At 67.6% G+C, this 16,226-nt stretch carries 13 protein-coding genes and 1 rRNA gene; 10 read left to right on the forward strand and 4 right to left on the reverse strand.

The window, feature by feature from the left end; genetic code table 11:
- The first annotated feature begins 2 nt into the window (after positions 1-2).
- Positions 3-118, forward strand: a 5S ribosomal RNA gene (gene rrf, locus NOV65_RS00005).
- Between the two features lie 115 nt (positions 119-233).
- Positions 234-2,948: a pyruvate, phosphate dikinase gene (ppdK, locus tag NOV65_RS00010; protein WP_257303119.1), complete on the forward strand. Its 2,715-nt coding sequence runs from the start codon at positions 234-236 to the stop codon at positions 2,946-2,948.
- Between the two features lie 8 nt (positions 2,949-2,956).
- On the opposite strand, the gene NOV65_RS00015 is transcribed toward ppdK, so the two are convergent.
- Positions 2,957-3,352, reverse strand: a complete 396-nt coding sequence (locus NOV65_RS00015; protein ID WP_257303120.1) for a DUF6982 domain-containing protein — start codon at positions 3,350-3,352, stop codon at positions 2,957-2,959.
- A gap of 209 nt (positions 3,353-3,561) precedes the next feature.
- On the opposite strand from NOV65_RS00015, the gene ettA reads away from it, so the two are divergent.
- From ettA to NOV65_RS00035, 4 genes are read left to right on the forward strand one after another with little or no spacing between them, the layout of a single operon-like run.
- Positions 3,562-5,259 (forward strand): energy-dependent translational throttle protein EttA, encoded by a 1,698-nt coding sequence (gene ettA / locus NOV65_RS00020; RefSeq protein ID WP_257303122.1) that lies wholly within the window; start codon positions 3,562-3,564, stop codon positions 5,257-5,259.
- A gap of 26 nt (positions 5,260-5,285) precedes the next feature.
- On the forward strand, positions 5,286-5,876 hold the full coding sequence (locus NOV65_RS00025; RefSeq protein WP_257303125.1) for a hypothetical protein: 591 nt from the start codon (positions 5,286-5,288) through the stop codon (positions 5,874-5,876).
- On the forward strand, positions 5,876-6,742 hold the full coding sequence (locus tag NOV65_RS00030) for a DNA cytosine methyltransferase (protein ID WP_257303127.1): 867 nt from the start codon (positions 5,876-5,878) through the stop codon (positions 6,740-6,742). The genes NOV65_RS00025 and NOV65_RS00030 overlap by 1 nt, the downstream gene beginning before the upstream one ends.
- A gap of 9 nt (positions 6,743-6,751) precedes the next feature.
- The gene (locus tag NOV65_RS00035) at positions 6,752-7,333 is read left to right on the forward strand and encodes a phosphorylase family protein (protein ID WP_257303129.1); all 582 of its coding nucleotides are present in this window, start codon (positions 6,752-6,754) and stop codon (positions 7,331-7,333) included.
- On the opposite strand, the gene NOV65_RS00040 is transcribed toward NOV65_RS00035, so the two are convergent.
- Entirely contained in the window at positions 7,302-9,644 is a 2,343-nt protein-coding gene (locus tag NOV65_RS00040; protein WP_257303131.1) for a ComEC/Rec2 family competence protein, read from the reverse strand. The two genes, NOV65_RS00035 and NOV65_RS00040, sit on opposite strands and share 32 nt — an antisense overlap.
- A gap of 66 nt (positions 9,645-9,710) precedes the next feature.
- Between NOV65_RS00040 and NOV65_RS00045 the strand changes: the two genes are divergently transcribed.
- From NOV65_RS00045 to NOV65_RS00055, 3 genes are all read left to right on the forward strand, one after another.
- Positions 9,711-11,132, forward strand: coding sequence for a sigma-54-dependent transcriptional regulator (locus NOV65_RS00045; RefSeq protein ID WP_257303132.1), 1,422 nt, complete (start codon positions 9,711-9,713; stop codon positions 11,130-11,132).
- The gene (locus NOV65_RS00050; RefSeq protein ID WP_257303134.1) at positions 11,125-11,793 is read left to right on the forward strand and encodes a hypothetical protein; all 669 of its coding nucleotides are present in this window, start codon (positions 11,125-11,127) and stop codon (positions 11,791-11,793) included. The genes NOV65_RS00045 and NOV65_RS00050 overlap by 8 nt, the downstream gene beginning before the upstream one ends.
- Positions 11,794-11,892: 99 nt before the next feature.
- The gene (locus NOV65_RS00055) at positions 11,893-13,716 is read left to right on the forward strand and encodes an energy transducer TonB (RefSeq protein ID WP_257303135.1); all 1,824 of its coding nucleotides are present in this window, start codon (positions 11,893-11,895) and stop codon (positions 13,714-13,716) included.
- A gap of 126 nt (positions 13,717-13,842) precedes the next feature.
- Here the strand turns inward: NOV65_RS00055 and rnhA are convergent, their stop codons facing one another.
- Both rnhA and lat read right to left on the reverse strand, forming a co-directional pair.
- Positions 13,843-14,286, reverse strand: coding sequence for a ribonuclease HI (rnhA, locus tag NOV65_RS00060; protein ID WP_257303136.1), 444 nt, complete (start codon positions 14,284-14,286; stop codon positions 13,843-13,845).
- Positions 14,283-15,623, reverse strand: coding sequence for an L-lysine 6-transaminase (lat, locus tag NOV65_RS00065; protein WP_257303137.1), 1,341 nt, complete (start codon positions 15,621-15,623; stop codon positions 14,283-14,285). The genes rnhA and lat overlap by 4 nt, the downstream gene beginning before the upstream one ends.
- 54 nt (positions 15,624-15,677) lie before the next feature.
- On the opposite strand from lat, the gene NOV65_RS00070 reads away from it, so the two are divergent.
- Positions 15,678-16,112, forward strand: coding sequence for a molybdenum cofactor biosynthesis protein MoaE (locus NOV65_RS00070; protein ID WP_257303138.1), 435 nt, complete (start codon positions 15,678-15,680; stop codon positions 16,110-16,112).
- Positions 16,113-16,226: the final 114 nt, after the last annotated feature.

A 16,226-nucleotide genomic window follows, 5' to 3' on the forward strand; every position in this document is an offset into this window, starting at 1 on the left:
TTCGTCGTGGCTTTTCCCCAAGGGTCACACCCGTTCCCATCCCGAACACGGCAGTTAAGACTTGGAGGGCCGATGATACTGCTCCTCACAGGAGTGGAAAAGTAGGTCGCTGCGACGTTAAATCCCCAACGGGCCACCCTAAACAGGTGGCCCGTTCTTGCGTACCGAACTCGCATCCGCGGGCCAATTATCTGTCACGCCGGATACACTGAAGGTTCCGCGTGGAGGATCTGATGAACAAAGGTGTTTACACCTTCGGGGGAAACCGTAACGAAGGCGGCGCCGCCATGCGCAACCTTCTCGGAGGTAAGGGTTGCAACCTGGCTGAAATGGCCGGGCTGGGCATCCCCGTACCCCCGGGCTTCACGCTCACCACCGAACAGTGCAGCGCCTATTACGTCAACGGCCGCCAGCTCGCCGACGGGCTCAAGGCCGAGGTGCTCGAAGCCCTGAAGTGGCTCGAAGGGGTGCGCGGCTGCGGCTTCGGCTCCACCGAGAATCCACTGCTCCTCTCCGTGCGTTCGGGCGCCCGCGTGTCCATGCCCGGCATGATGGACACAGTTCTGAATCTTGGACTCAACGACCGTACCGTCCTGGCCCTGGAGAAGGCCAGCGGCAATCCGCGGTTCGCCTGGGACTCCTACCGCCGCTTCATCACCATGTACAGCAATGTGGTGCTCGGCGTGGAGCACGCCCTCTTCGAAGCAGAGCTGGAGCGCACCAAGGAGCGCCTGGGCAAGCACCAGGATACGGATCTGCTTGCCGAAGACTGGAAGGCCCTCGTCGCCGCCTTCAAGGACATCGTGCAGGAGGAGATTGGCCAGGCCTTCCCGCAAGACCCCATGGACCAGCTGTGGGGCGCCATCCGGGCCGTCTTCGAAAGCTGGAACACGGCCCGCGCCATCACCTATCGGCGCCTGCACCGCATCCCCGATGACTGGGGCACGGGCGTGAACGTGCAGAGCATGGTCTTCGGCAACATGGGCGACGACTGCGGTACCGGCGTGGCCTTCACCCGCGATCCCGCCACGGGCGAGAAGCTGTTCTATGGCGAGTACCTCATCAACGCCCAGGGCGAGGATGTGGTGGCGGGCACCCGCACGCCCCAGCCCATCACCAGCTCGCAGGCTGAAGGCACGGGCCTGAAGAGCCTGGAAGAGGCCATGCCCGCTTCCTTCGCAGAACTGGACGCCACCTGCAAGCGCCTCGAGACCCACTTCAAGGACATGCAGGACATCGAGTTCACCATCGAGCGCGGGAAGCTATACCTGCTGCAGACCCGCAACGGCAAGCGCACGGCCATGGCCGGCATCCGCATCGCCATCGATCTGGTGGACGAGGGCCTCATCGACAGCCACACGGCCCTGAAGCGCATCGACGCCGACAGTCTCTCCCAGTTGCTGGCGCCCGTCTTCGATCCGAAAGAGAAGGACCGCCTGCGCAAGGAAGGCCAGTTGCTGACCAAGGGGCTCAATGCCGGCCCCGGCGCGGCCACCGGCCGCATCGCCCTCACCGCTGAACAGGCGGAACAGATGGCCCAGGAGGGCCCTGTGGTGCTGGTGCGGGTGGAGACCAGCCCGGAGGACATCTCGGGCATGGTGGCCTCCCAGGGCATCCTCACGGCGCGCGGTGGCATGACCAGCCACGCGGCGGTGGTGGCCCGGGGCATGGGCAAACCCTGTGTCTGCGGTGCCTCGGCCGTGCAGATCGACATCGCCCGCGGCGTGGTGAAGGTCGGTGAGCATGTATTGAAGGCCGGCCAGGACTGGATCTCCATGGACGGCTCCACCGGCGAAGTGTTCGCCGGGAAGCTCAGCGCCCACCCTTCCGAGGTGAACCAGGTGCTGGTGGATGGCCGCCTGAAGGCCGAAGACAGTGAGCTGTACCAGCGCTTCGCCAAGATCATGCGCTGGAGCCACGAAGCCAAGCGCATGAAGGTGCGCACCAACGCCGATACGCCTCATGACGCGGCCGTGGCCCGGGCCTTCGGCGCCCAGGGCATCGGTCTCTGCCGTACGGAGCACATGTTCTTCGAGGGGGACCGCATCCTCGCCGTGCGCGAGATGATCCTCGCCTCGGACACCGAGGGCCGCAAGAAGGCCCTGGCCAAGCTGCTGCCCATACAGCGCGAGGACTTCGAAGGCCTCTTCACGGCCATGGATGGCCTGCCGGTGAACATCCGCCTGCTGGATCCGCCGCTGCACGAGTTCCTGCCCCAGGATGAGCCCGGGCAGCGGGAAATGGCCGAAGTGCTGGGCGTGGACCTCGGCACCGTGGAGCGCCGCGTGACGCAGCTCCACGAGTTCAACCCCATGATGGGCCACCGCGGCTGCCGCCTGGGGATCACCTACCCCGAGATCATCCGCATGCAGGTCCGCGCCATCACCGAGGCTGCGCTGAACGTGGCCGCCAAGGGCATCAAGGCCTTCCCCGAGATCATGGTGCCGCTCATCGGCACCGTGCGCGAGCTGACCTACACCAAGACCGAGATGCTCGACGAGATCGCCCAGGTGAACCAGGAGCGGGGCGCCCAGTTCACCTGCCCCATCGGCACCATGATCGAGATCCCCCGGGCCGCCCTCACCTCCGACAAGATCGCGGCGGAGGCCGAGTTCTTCAGCTTCGGCACCAACGACCTCACCCAGATGGGCTTCGGTTTCAGCCGGGACGACGCGGGCACCTTTCTGCCGGAATACGTCGGGAAGAAGATCCTGGACGACGATCCTTTCCAGAGCCTGGATCAGGAAGGCATCGGCGAGTTGGTGCGCATCTCCTGCGAAAAAGGCCGCTCAGTGCGCCCCGGGATCAAGCTGGGCGTCTGCGGCGAGCACGGCGGCGATCCCCGCAGCGTGAATTTCTTTCACCACGTGGGGTTGGACTACGTGAGCTGCAGCCCCTACCGCGTGCCCATCGCCACCCTGGCGGCGGCCCAGGCGGCCCTGGACTGACGGCTCGCCTAGACGAACGCCACCGCCTGCGTGGCGGACGTCACGATGTAGCACCGCTCATTGTTGGAGCGCGGGTCGGCCGGGAGCAGGAAGAAGCCCGGACGGCCCGGCTGGTACCCCTGCGTGGTGCCCACCAGCACCTCCCCATCCTTGAAGGTGACCTTGACCTTCCGTCCCGGCACCGGGGCCTGAGGGGGGAATTCGTTGGTCTTCATGTGATCCGGGTCGCCGTTCAGACTCCGGACGAAATACACGGCCTTGAGATCCGGGACCTTCACTTCCACCGGCTTGGCATCCAGGCTTCCGTTCGTGGAGATGTGGAAGAGATTCTTTGCCGGAAGAAAGTCGTTGGTCTGGCCCTTCAGGGTCGTTCCGTCCAGGAATCGCGCCACCACTTGGTTCATGGGAGTCTCCAGGTCGTGCAGACAAACGGGCTTTAATTTGCCCGAATATTGAATTAGGTGCCTTTAAATTACAAGCGCTCACTCCTTCGTGCAAGACCCATTCCCCCGAAGAAAACTCGGGTCGTCCGGGCCGGGACGCTCGCCCAAGGGGAAAGCCGTGCCTGGGTGCAGGCGCTAAGCGCGGTAGAATCGACCTTTTCGGGCGAATCATGGCCAAGACCACCACCAAGACATCCTCAGACCAGCCCGAGATCATCTATTCGATGATGCGGGTCAGCAAGATCTATAACAACAAGCCTGTTATCAAAGATATATCTCTAAGCTATTTCTATGGTGCCAAGATTGGCGTCCTGGGTCTCAATGGCTCCGGCAAGAGCACCGTTTTGCGCATCATGGCGGGCGTGGACCACGACTTCAACGGCGAGGCCGTGCTGAGCAAGGGCTACACCACGGGCATCCTGGACCAGGAGCCCCAGCTGGACCCCGACAAGACTGTCCGCGACATCGTCGAGGAGGGCGCCGCCGAGAAGGTGCGCTGGCTGAAGGACTACAACGCCATCAGCGACCAGTTCGCGGATCCCGATGCCGACATGGATGTGCTGCTGGCCATGCAGGCCGCGCTGCAGGAGAAGATCGACGCCCACGACTGCTGGGACCTGGATTCGCGCCTGGAGCAGGCCATGGACGCCCTCCGCTGCCCCGAGCCCGACACGAAGATTGGCGTGCTGTCCGGCGGCGAGCGTCGCCGCGTGGCGCTGTGCCGTCTGCTGCTCCAGGAGCCGGACATCCTGCTGCTCGACGAGCCCACCAACCACCTGGACGCCGAGACCGTGGCCTGGCTGGAAAAGCACCTGCAGGACTACAAGGGCACGGTCATCGCGGTCACCCATGACCGCTACTTCCTGGATCACGTGGCCGAGTGGATCCTCGAGCTGGACCGCGGCGAAGGCATCCCCTGGAAGGGTAACTACTCCAGCTGGCTGGAGCAGAAGCAGGGCCGCCTGGCCCGCGAGGAGAAGTCCGACCAGAAGCGGCAGAAGACCCTGGAGCGGGAGCTGGAGTGGATCCGCATGTCGCCCAAGGGCCAGCATGCCAAGAGCAAGGATCGCATCGCCAACTACGAGCGGCTGGCAGGCGAGGAGGGCCGCCAGAAGGAGCAGGAGCTGGAGATCTACATTCCCAGCGGCCCCCGTCTGGGTGATCTGGTGGCCGAGCTGAACGGCGTCTCCAAGGCCTACGGCGACCGGGTGCTCTTCGAGAATCTGAGCTTCGCCATTCCCCGCGCCGGCATCCTCGGCGTCATCGGCCCCAACGGCGCCGGCAAGTCCACGCTGCTGCGGCTGCTCACGGGCCAGGAGCAACCGGATGCGGGCACCATCCGCCTCGGGGATACCGTCCGCATGGCCTACGTGGACCAGCTGCGCTCGGGGCTCAACCCCGACAAGAGCGTGTTCGAGGCCGTCTCCGGCGGCTACGAGCAGATCGAGCTGGGGGGCAAGCTCATAAACGCCCGCGCCTGGCTGAGCCGCTTCGGGTTCTCCGGCGACTCGCAGCAGAAGAAGGTCTCCGAGCTGAGCGGCGGCCAGCAGAACCGCCTCAATCTGGCCCTCACGCTCAAGAGCGAAGCCAACCTGCTGTTCTTCGACGAACCCACCAACGACCTTGATGTGAACACCATGCGCGCGCTGGAAGAGGCCATCGAGTCCTTCGCCGGCAGCGCCGTGCTGGTCAGCCATGACCGCTGGTTCCTGGACCGCCTGGCCACGCACATCCTGGCCTTCGAAGGCGATTCCCAGGTGCAGTTCTTCGACGGGAACTACACCGAGTACGAGCAGTACCGCAAGGATGTGCTGGGCCTGAAGCCCTTCGATCCCCACCGCATCAAGTACCGGAAGCTGACGCGATGACCGTGGATGGTTCTCGGGCTTCCCGCTTGGCCCTCCTGGCAGCCGGAGTCCTCCTCCTTGTGGGCGGAGCCGCGCTGTGGCTTGGGCTCGCGGAAAGCGCCACTGTCCTCTGGGGTTTCGGCGCCGCCTGCCTTCTGTTGGTAATCCCTTCTCTGGGTGTCTGGCAGCGTATTCGGGAGGGTTTTGGGAACCGTGGCCTGAACCGTGAACGTCTCACTCTGCGGACCATCAGCCACCTCCTGCGCCTTCTGGCTCTGGGCGTGGTCCTGACTTCCGTGGCTGCACTTATGGGCGACCGGTCCCCCCAGGCCGGCTTCTCCGCCCTGGGCGTGGCGATCCTGGCCGCTGGGCTTATAACCCCTCTCTGGCTCGCGAAGCGGGATTGGGCTGGGGTCCATCCAAGCCTGGAACTCGATGCCGCACGTACCCGCACCCTGCTGGAACTCGCGGTCCTGGTCCTCGTAGGTTGGCTCCTGGGCCGCTGGTTCCCCTGGGCTGACGCAGCCACTGGACTTGCCATGGCTCTGCGCCTGTTTCTTGAAGGCCGTACATTGGCCAAGGTCACCACCCTCCAGGCCGCTTCCTGTGGCGGTTGCGGAAGCTGCGGCTGCGGGTGATGCGGGTTCTCGAGCTGTTCTCGGGTCTGGGGGGCTGGCGCTACGCCCTGGGAGACCGGGGCAGCGTCATGGCCGCTTACGATGTGAGCGAGACCGCCAATGCCACCTACACCCTGAATCACGGCGACCCGCCGAAGGCGCGCGAATTGGCCACGGTGCCGCCAGCAGAATTGGCGGCGCAGGGCGCCGACACCTGGGTCCTGAGCCCGCCGTGCCAGCCCTTCTGCCGCATGGGGAACCACCAGGGCCTCGAGGATCGTCGCTCCCGGGCCTTCCGCCACCTCATGGACGTCTTCCGCGAAGCGCCCCCCGACCGCCTGGTGCTGGAGAATGTGCGCGGCTTCCTGGGCTCTGATGCCCACACCCTGCTCTCGGATCGGCTCAAGGCCCACGGGATGCATCAGCTCGATCTGGAGGCCTGCCCAAGCCGTTTCGGCGTGCCGAACCAACGACCCCGGGTGTTCATCGTGGCGTCCCGGAAACCGCTGGTGCCGCGTTCCTTGCCCGATCGTCCAACCCTTCCCCTGTCGGCGTTCCTGGATCCGGAGGAGGATGAGCGCCTCTACCTGCGGCCCGAGCTCCTCGCCCGGCACCACTACGGCATGGACTTCGTCGTGCCGGAGGATCGCCGCAGCACCTGCTTCATCGGCGGCTACGGCCAGCGGTTCGTGGGCAGCGGCTCGTTTCTGAAGACCGGCAAGGGCGTGCGCCGGTTCTCGCCCTCCGAAGTGGGGCGCCTGCTCGGGCTTCCCGGAGACTTCCAATTCCCGGAGGGCCTGCCTCTGGAAGCGCGCTACCGGCTGCTCGGCAATGGCCTGGCCATCCCCGTCGCGGCCTGGGTCCTGGATCACCTCGTGGACGGCTAGACTCTCACCATGCGCCTCCTGCTATCCGCCTTCACCCCGGAACTGGGCCCCCTCGCGGAAGACCCGCCCCCGGGCTGGGAGACCGCCACCGTGGGCATCGGCGCCGTGACCGCGGCGGCCGCCACCGCCCGCCTGCTGGCGGAGCGGCGACCCAAGGCCGTGCTCTTTCTCGGCACCTGCGGGCGCTACGACGAGCGGCTGGCCCTGTTCGAGTGCCTGTGGGCTTCCGAGGCCGTCGCGACCTCCCTGGAGGAGCGACGCGGGGGCGCCTACCGGCCCGGTCTCGAACGCATCCGGTGGGCCTCGACGCTCGCCGGGCCGCTGCCGAACCATTCCGTGGCCGTCCCACCCGCCATCACTTCCACCCAGGAAGGCGCAGCCATCCTGGCCGGCGTGGCCCCCGCGGAACATCTCGAACTCACCGGTGTCTTCGCAGCCTGCCACGCGGCGGGCGTGCCCTGCGGCGGGGCACTGGTGGTGGTGAACGATGTGGGGCCCGAGGCCCAGGTCCAGTGGAAGACCCAGCACGCGGAGGGCAGCCGTCGGCTGGTGGAAGCGCTCAGGGCGTCGGGCTTCTTCGAAGAGGTGTGACCACCACGGCGCCATCGCCGGTCTCCACGCGCCAGCCCGCTGGAACGGCTGACAGGCGCACGCCGGTGCAGGGGCCCGTGATCCACCAGGAGCTCCCCGCTTGCCGCAGCGTCGCCAGGGTCTCCGGATGCGGGTGCTCGAAGCGGTTGCGCAGACCTGCGGGGATGATGGCCACTTCAGGTTCCAGCACTGCCACCCAGGCCGGGTCCGAGGCATTGCGGCTGCCGTGGTGCCCCACTTTCAGCAGGCGATGGGGTCGAGGGCGGGATTGGCCGCCTGGATCCCCCAGGTCCATCAGGTCCCGCTCCTGGATGGCGAGGGCATCGCCCATGAGCCAAAGCTCGCGGTCCCGCCAGGTGACGCGGAGAACGGCCGACACCATGTTGGCGTCGGGCAGGGCATAGGCCCGGGCGGGCCAACGTACGCTGAAGGCCGCCTCGCCTCGGGTCCAGGCATCGCCCCGCAGCAGGCCCGCGGGGTCCGCTCCAGAGGCAGGACGGAAGGGCGCCCAGGGATCCTCCTCATCGGCGGTGACCGGCACCGAAGTGGAGGCCAGGGGCCAGATGCGCGCCAGGGTGGCCCAGCCGCCCGCGTGGTCGCCGTGGGCATGGGTGAGCACCAGGTGCACCGGCTCCCGCACCCCCCGGCGGCTGAGGACCCGCGCAAGCCGTCGCCCGGTCCAGGGGCCGGGCCCGGTGTCGATGAGGGTGGCCTCCCCACCGGGCACCCGCAGTAGCAGGGCATCGCCCTGGCCCACATCCACGGCTTCCAGCGACAGGGTATCCGCCGCCCGCCCGGTGCCGCGGAAGGCCAGGAGACCGATGGAGGCCGCCACCAGCCCCACGGCCAACGCCCGGGTACGCTGCAGGCGCCCCTGGAGGTGGGCCAGGGCCAGCCAGCCCAGGGCGAGCAGGAGCCAGGGCCAGAGAAGACCCGTGGCCAGGGGCGCGATGCCCGTGAGGGCCGGTACCAGACGATCACCCATCCAGGTCAGAACGGTCGCCGCGCCCTGGGTGAGGCCGGGCAGGGGGAGCAGGATCAGCGCCAGGCAGAGGGGCGTGAGGAAGGCCACCAGGGGCAGTACCAGCAGGTTGGCGAGGATCCCCCACCAGGGCGCTCCTCCATGCAGCAGGGCCAGCAGCGGCAGCGTGGACAGCCAGGGCGCCGCCAGCCGGGTGAAAGGCAGGGCGAGGCGGCCCAGCAGGGGCGACAGCAGGCCGGCCAGGGGTTCCGCCCCCCACAGCAGGCCCAGCAGGGCCCACCAGGCCAGCAGGAAACCCGGCTCCACCCCCGCCGCTGGGTGGCCCAGCAACCACAGCAGCAGGGCCAGGTGCAGGCCCGCCACCGGGGGCAGCTTCCAGCCGCTGGACCGTCCCACGGCCCAGGCGATGCCCATGAAGAGGCCCCGCCACACGGGTGCGGAGAAGCCCACCAGGGCTGAGTAGAGCAGTCCCGCGACCATGGAGCCCGCCGCGGATCCTCGCAGGCGCAGGCGGCGCAGCAGGGCCTCCACCGCGGCCATCACCAGCGTCACCTGCAGGCCGGACACCACCAGGATGTGGATCGTGCCGCTTTCGGCGAACACGCTGAAATGGGCCTCGTCCGCAGGCGGGATGCCCAGGGCCAGCGCGCCCCACAGGTCCTTCGCCGTGGGGCCGAGGGGCAGGGCCTCGAACCGGCGCCGGGCGAAGACTTGCAGGCGCAGTAGCCACGAGGGTTTGGGCGGCCCCAGCGGTTCCATCAGCTGGGCCGAGGCCAGGTGGATGCGGCGCGGAGCCGCATCGCTGCGGGCTCGCCACAGCGGGCGTTCCGCCAGGAAGACAGGCGCGGGCTGGATGGTGCGCAGCTCGGCGCGCAGGCGCACGGGGGTGCCGGGCGGGGGTGGTGTCTGGTCGCTACCGGCGGGTAGCGTGAGGGGCAAGGATAGGCCCTTCAACGGTTCGGGGGCGGCTACCTCCAGGCGGCTTCCCAGCCGCTCGCCCTGGACCGTCCAGGGGGCGTCGATCCTGCCCTCCAGCGCCAGGAAGCCGGCGGGCAGGGCGGTCCCCCAGCGGGCCTTCCGCGCGAGCCCCAGGAAGGTGAAGCCCGCCAATCCCAGGGCCAGGGGCACCACGGCCCACCGGCGGATCCTGAACAGCGGAAGGGAGAGGAGCCAGGCCAGGAGGCCGAGCACCACCCATCGGGCCGGCACGGTTCCGTCCCAGCGTTCCGGGACTAGCCAGGGCACGGCGCAGGCCGCGGCCAGGGCCCAGGCCAGGGGCCAGAGCGAGGCCCCGGACAAGCGCTGCCACAAACTGGATCTGGAGAGCATGGGGGGAAGTCTATCCCGACTGTCCAAACCTTGACAGGGTGCCTCGAGCCCGGGACTCTGACAGATATGAATCCGGCCCGGGCCCTGTTGGTGGACGACGATCCCACCATCCTCGAGGTGGTGGGCACCCTGTTGTCCCGGCATGGGCATGAAGTGGTGGGTACCGGTTCCGGCCGCCGGGGCGCCCAGTTCCTGAGGAACGAATTCTTCGATCTGGCGGTGGTGGACCTCATGCTCCCGGATCTGAATGGCCTTGAGTTGGCCCGGGAAGCCGTGGCCAAGCCCGATACGGTGGTGGTGGTCCTGTCGGGATCCACCTCGGTGGAGACGGCGCTCCAGGCCATGCGCATGGGCATCTATGACTACGTGCCCAAGCCCTTCCGCACGGAGGAACTGGAGCACACGCTGCTGCGGGCCATCGAGAAATCGCAGCTGAACCAGGAGAACAAGCGGTTGCGGGAGCAGATCCAGGGACAGGCGTCAGGCCCCCAGATGGTGGGCTGTTCCGATACCTGGCAGAAACTCCAGGCCCTGCTCAGGCGGGTGGCGCCCTCGCCCTCCACGGTGCTGATCATGGGGCCTTCGGGCACCGGGAAGGAACTGGCGGCCCGCGCCATCCACCAGTGGAGCCCACGGTCCCAGGGCCCCTTCGTGCCCATCCACTGCGGCGCCATCCCGGAGACGCTGCTGGAGGACGAACTGTTCGGCCACGTGCGGGGCGCCTACACGGACGCCCGCACGGACCGCCCAGGCCGCTTCCAGCAGGCGGAAGGCGGCACCCTGTTCCTGGACGAGATCGGCACCATGCCCCTCAGCCTGCAGGTGAAGCTGCTGCGGGTGATCCAGGAGCGGGAGTTCACTCCGCTGGGGTCCTCCCGCACCCTGAAGGCCGACTTCCGGATCGTGGCGGCCACCAACGAGGATCTGGGCAGCCTCGTGGAGCAGAAGCGGTTCCGGGAGGACCTGTTCTACCGCCTGAATGTGATCCCCGTGCAGATCCACCCCTTGCGCGAGCACCCCCAGGACATCCCGGTGCTGGTGGCCCACTTCCTCCGCAAGTTCGCCCGGGAGCTGAACCTGCCCCTCAAGCAGGTGGAGCCCGCCGCTCTCCAGGCCATGGAAGCCTACGCCTGGCCCGGCAACGTGCGCGAGCTGGAGAACGCCGTGGAGCGGGCCATGGCCCTGGGTTCCGATCCCGACCGGCTGCTGCACCAGGATCTCCCGGCCTCGGTGGCCGGGCTGCTGCCTTCCCCGGCCTTCCCGCGGCTGCCCCAGAACCAGGACCTGGGCCGTTTCCTGGAGGACCTGGAACGCCACCTGGTTCTCGAAGCACTCCGGGCCACGGGTTGGAACAAGAGTGAATCGGCCCGGCGTCTCGGCATGCGCCGCACCACCCTGCTGCACCGCCTCCGGGCCCTGGGCATCTCCCTGGATCCCCAGGTGGACATGGCGGAACCTGCCCCCGCTGCGGAGACTCCCGATGCGTAACCCGAACAGCGCCATCCTGGCCCTGGCACTGGCCTGTCTTCCGCTGGGGGCCTGGTCGCCCAAGGTCCACGAGGCCCAGACAGCCAAGGCCGTCCGCCTGCTGCCCCGGGGAATGGCCGCCTTGCTGCGGGCCCACCCCCAAGAACTGCTGGAGGGCGCCCGCGGCGTGGCCAATGACCAGCCCCCCACGGCGGAGCAGGTGGAGGCCCAGTTCCGCACGGTACTTCGTCTCAGCGAGGAACACCGCCGACCCGAGGACATCGTCCGCGATCTGGGCGTGCTGGCGCACATGGCCCAGCTGCTGACGGATCCCTCCGCCACGGAAGGCCTGAGCCCGCTCCGGGAGAGCTTCGAGGCCTATGCGGACCAGAACCTGGCCCATCTGCTGGTGACCCAGGAACCGTACTGGGCCGCCACGGGCAGCCTGGATCCAGCACCGGCCCTCCGCCGCCTCCTGGCCACCAAGCTGGAACGGAACCGCCGACTCCGGGAGAACTTCGATGAAAGTGGCGGTCGCCGCATCGGTCCGTGGGACGACCTGTCCGTTCCCTTCGCCCAGCTCCAGCTGGCTTTTTCCAACGGTGTCCACGCCACCGCCAACCTCTGGATCCTCGCTTGGCGGGTGGCTGGCGACCAGTGGGAAATACCTTCCCAGCCTTGAGGGGCACGGGGAGGGATCGCGCTCGATCCCTGTTACCCGCTTGGGCTAGGCGAATCGCGACTTTCGGGCTATCGTTCCAACCATCCCTCTGGAGAAGTCATGGGCACTTACACCCGCCTCGGGTCCTACCTCCTGGCCTCCGAACTGGCCACTGATCCTTTCGGTTCGGTCCATCGGGCCGTGGTCATCGCCGGCAGCAACTTCGATCGCCACATGCTGGTGCGGACCTTCTCGGAGGAGCTGTTCCAGGCAGGTATGAACACGCGCCTGGCCGAGGCCGGCCGTGTGGTGCCCCTGCTCGGCGGCGCCCGCATCTACGGCCTCGGCTACCGGCTGGAAACCAGCAAGGCCCCTCACGTGGCCTGGGACTACGTGCCTGGCCGCAGCCTCGCCCAGCTCATCGAGAAGGCGAAGCAGGAGCAGATCCCCTTCGGCGTGGATCACGCGCTGACCGTCATCCAGGGGGTGGCCCAGGCCATCGTGCAGATGCAGGCCAAGGGCGTCAGCCACGGGGTGCTGAGCCCCTACAGCGTGTGGGTGAGCTTCGAGGGGGCCACGCAGGTCGTGGACGCGCCTTTCGCCGCCCTCGCCAAGAGCATGCTGGCCAAGGCCCCCATGGCGAAGCGTAAGCTCGCCCCCTACCTCCAGGGCCCCGAGAACGACGCCCTCCAGCAGGATCTCTTCGCCCTGGGCGCGGTGCTCTATGAGCTCCTCACGTTCGAGAAGCTGCCCGTCGGCGGCGACCTCCAGGCCACCCTGGACCAGGCCACCCTCAAGGCCGCCCAGGAAGAGGCGTCCCTGCCCGCGGAGATCCGCGCCTTCCTCGGCCGCCTGCTGTTGGGCCGCCAGCCCTTCCCCACGGTCGAAGCCTTCAGCACCGAACTCGAGCGCGTCCTCTACGACGGCGAGTACAGCCCCACCACCTTCAACATGGCCTTCTTCATGCACACGCTTTTCCGGGAGGAGAACGACCGGGATGCCGTGGCCATGAAGGCGGAGCAGGGCGACAACTTCCTCGCTTACACCGCCGCCGGCGAAAGCCTGCGCAGCGGCGCCACGCGCGTGGAACACATCGACGGCCACGCCGATGAACAGGCCAACCAGAAGAACAAGACCGTCCTCATCGGCGGCGGCCTCGCCGCGGTGGTGATCCTGGGCCTGGGCTATATGTTCTTCGGCCGTCCCAAGGTGGACCCGGCGATCCAGGCGCAGCTGGTGGAGTTCCAGCGGATCAAGGCCGAGATGGAGCAGCAGAAGGCCGACCTCGACGCCAAGGCCCGGGCCGAGGCTGACAAGACCGCCCAGCTCCAGAAGCAGCTCGGCGAGACCAAGTCCGCTGAGGAGAAGGCGAAGATCCAGAAGCAGCTCGAGGAGAACCAGCAGCGCAAGCAGGACCTTGAGCGGCAGCAGAAGGCCGCTGAACAGCGGCTGGCCGACCAGCGGCAGGCCGAGCAGAAGCTGGCCGAACAGAAGCGGGCCACCGAGACCAAGGTGGCCGCAGCGCCACCGGTACCGGAGGCGCCCAAGCCCCAGCCCATGCAGGACGCCCTGCGCCAGGCCGCGGTGCCCACGCCCCAGTCCGTGCCCACGCCTCAGGCTCCCGCAGCCCAGCTGGCGGCCTCGACAGCCAATGACCAGCCGGCCCGGGTCATGAACCAGATCGTGCCAGTCTTCCCCCTCCGCGCCGTCCAGATGCGGTGGGAGGCGAACCTGGACCACTTCGTGCGCCTGAAAGTGTTCGTGGGTGAGCAGGGCCAGCCCCTGAAGGTGTCCGTGATCGAAGGGGTGTCCGGGGCCTTCGGTTTCGACGAAGCGGCCATCGAAGCGGCCAACAAGTCCACCTTCAGCCCTGCCATCCGCAACGGCAGGCCCGTGCGTGGCTGGACGCCCGAGATCATCTACAAGTTCCCCAAGCGCCGCTGATTGCTCCGGGGGGACCGCCTGCTCGCGTTGCTCGCGATGTCCCCCGGACCCCCGCTTCGCGGGTCGGGAAACCCGCCCCGCGAAGCCGCTACTCCACCGCCGAAGGACCGCCTACAAGCGGTCCTTCTACGTTAAGGATTGCGCCGCCGCGTTGGCCAGGCGGTCCACCCGCTCGTTCTCCGCGTGCCCGGCGTGGCCCTTCACCCAGCGGGCCTCCACGTGGTGCCGGGCAAGCTGGGCGTCCAGCGCCTGCCAGAGATCCGCGTTGAGCACGGGCTTGCCATCGGCCTTCTTCCAGCCGCGCCGCTTCCAGTCCTTCAGCCAGGTCGTGATGCCCTTCACCACGTACTGGCTGTCGCTCTGAAGCAGCACCTGGCAGGGCTTGGTGAGCGCCTCCAGCCCGCGGATGGCGGCCGTCAGCTCCATGCGGTTGTTGGTGGTATCCACCTCGGAGCCCGAGCCTTCCTTCTCCTGGATGCCGCCGGTCAGGTGGACACGGAGCAGGTACCCCCAGCCGCCCGGACCGGGGTTACCTAGACACGCGCCATCGCAGTAGAGCTCGATCTTCATCCCACCAGGGTAGGGGATGTGGCGGCCACCTGTGCCACAGCCTTGCGGAGCAGCTCCACGCCCAGGTCCAGATCCGGCGTCGTGAGGTTCATGGCGGGGCGGAAGCGCAGCCCCTTCTCGCCGGTGGAGAGGACCATCATGCCCAGCTCGTGGCCCTTGGCCACCACGGCATTGCGCAACTCCGGCGTGGCGATGTCCAGGGCGCAGAAGAGCCCGCGGCCGCGGGGGTTCGCGGTGAACTCTGGGAAATCGCGGTGGATCTCCTGGAGGCCCTTGAGCAGGCGCTCGCCCTGCTTCACGCCGTGGTCCAGCAGGTTCTCCTCGCGGATGACGTCGATGATGCGCGTGCCGCGCACCATGTCCACCAGGTTGCCGCCCCAGGTGCTGTTGATGCGGCTGGGCACCTTGAAGACGCCCTCCACCTCATCCAGGCGCCGGCCCGCGGCGATGCCGCAGGTCTGGGCCTTCTTGCCGAAGGCGATGATGTCGGGCTGCACGTCGAACCACTGGTGGGCCCACCACTTGCCCGTGGCGCCGAAACCCGTTTGCACTTCGTCGAAGATCAGCAGGAAATCATGACGATCCGCCAGGACGCGAAGCTTCTTCAGGAATTCGCCCCGGAAGTGGTTGTCGCCGCCCTCGCCCTGGATGGGCTCGACGATGAGGCAGGCGATGTCATCCGGATCCTTGGCCACGACGGCCTCGATGGCGGCGATGGATTCAGCCTCGGCCGCCTCGATCTTGGCCAGGTCCATGGGGAACGTCAGCTTGGGGTTCGGCACCCGGGGCCAGGGGAACTTGGGGAAGTACTGGTGCTTGCGGGGATCCGCCGTGTTGGTGAGGCTCAGGGTGTAGCCGCTGCGGCCGTGGAAGGCCTCGCGGAAGTGGATGACTTGCGAGCCCTTCTCGCCCTTGCCCGCCGCCAGGTTCTTGCGCACCTTCCAGTCGAAGGCCGCCTTCAGGGCGTTCTCCACCGCCAGGGCGCCACCGTCGATCCAGAAGAGGTGGGGCAGGTAGTCCGGCGCCGCGTGGGTGCCGAAGGCCTCCACCCACTCCGCGAAGGCCGTGGTGTAGATGTCCGAGTTGGCGGGCTTGTTGACGGCGATCTCGCCCAGGCGCTGCACGAATTCCGGTTCCCGCAGGCGCGGGTGGTTGTGGCCCAGCGGCGTCGTGGCGAAGAAGGTGTAGAAATCGAGGTACTTGCGGCCGTCCCGGGCATCCACGATCCAGGAGCCATGGGATTTCTCCAGGTCCATCACCAGATGGAACCCGTCCACCAGCATGTGGCGGCCGAGGGTGTCGAAAACGGCATTCGGATCAACGTGCAGACTGGACATGGCAAACCCCTGGAAACGGTTCAGTGTATGGTTGGGATCGAAGCGGAGACACGCATGATTCCCTGGATATCGGTTCAGGAAGCGCCTCTGGAGGCGATGGCTTTACGAAGTGTCATGGAGGACCCCCATGCCGGGGCCCTCGTCCTCTTCGAAGGCCGGGCCCGGGACCACCACGAAGGCCGCCCCGTGCTGGAGCTGGCCTACGAGGCCTATGTCCCCATGGCGGAGAAGGAACTGGGCCTCCTGAGGGAGAAGGCCATCGAGCGCTACGGCCTCACCCGCTGCGCCATCCACCATCGCATCGGCGTGGTGCCCCTCACCGAGGCCGCCGTCATCGTCGCCACCAGCAGCGCCCACCGCGCCGAGAGCTTCCAGGCCGCCGCCTGGATCATGGACGAGATCAAGCAGCGCGTGCCCATCTGGAAGCGCGAGCGCTACAGGGATGGCAGCGAAAGCTGGGTGGAGTGCACGCACCGGTTCCAGATGTAGGGACTGGAACCGCGAAAAACACGAAAATGCGCGAAAAGGGGCTGGGCCACCCCTCTGAAGCAACGGCTTTCGCGCGCCCGAAGGGCGATTCGTGCTTTTCGCGGTTCAGGTTTT

This window comes from Geothrix campi, from assembly GCF_024609265.1.
Classification (GTDB): domain Bacteria; phylum Acidobacteriota; class Holophagae; order Holophagales; family Holophagaceae; genus Geothrix; species Geothrix campi.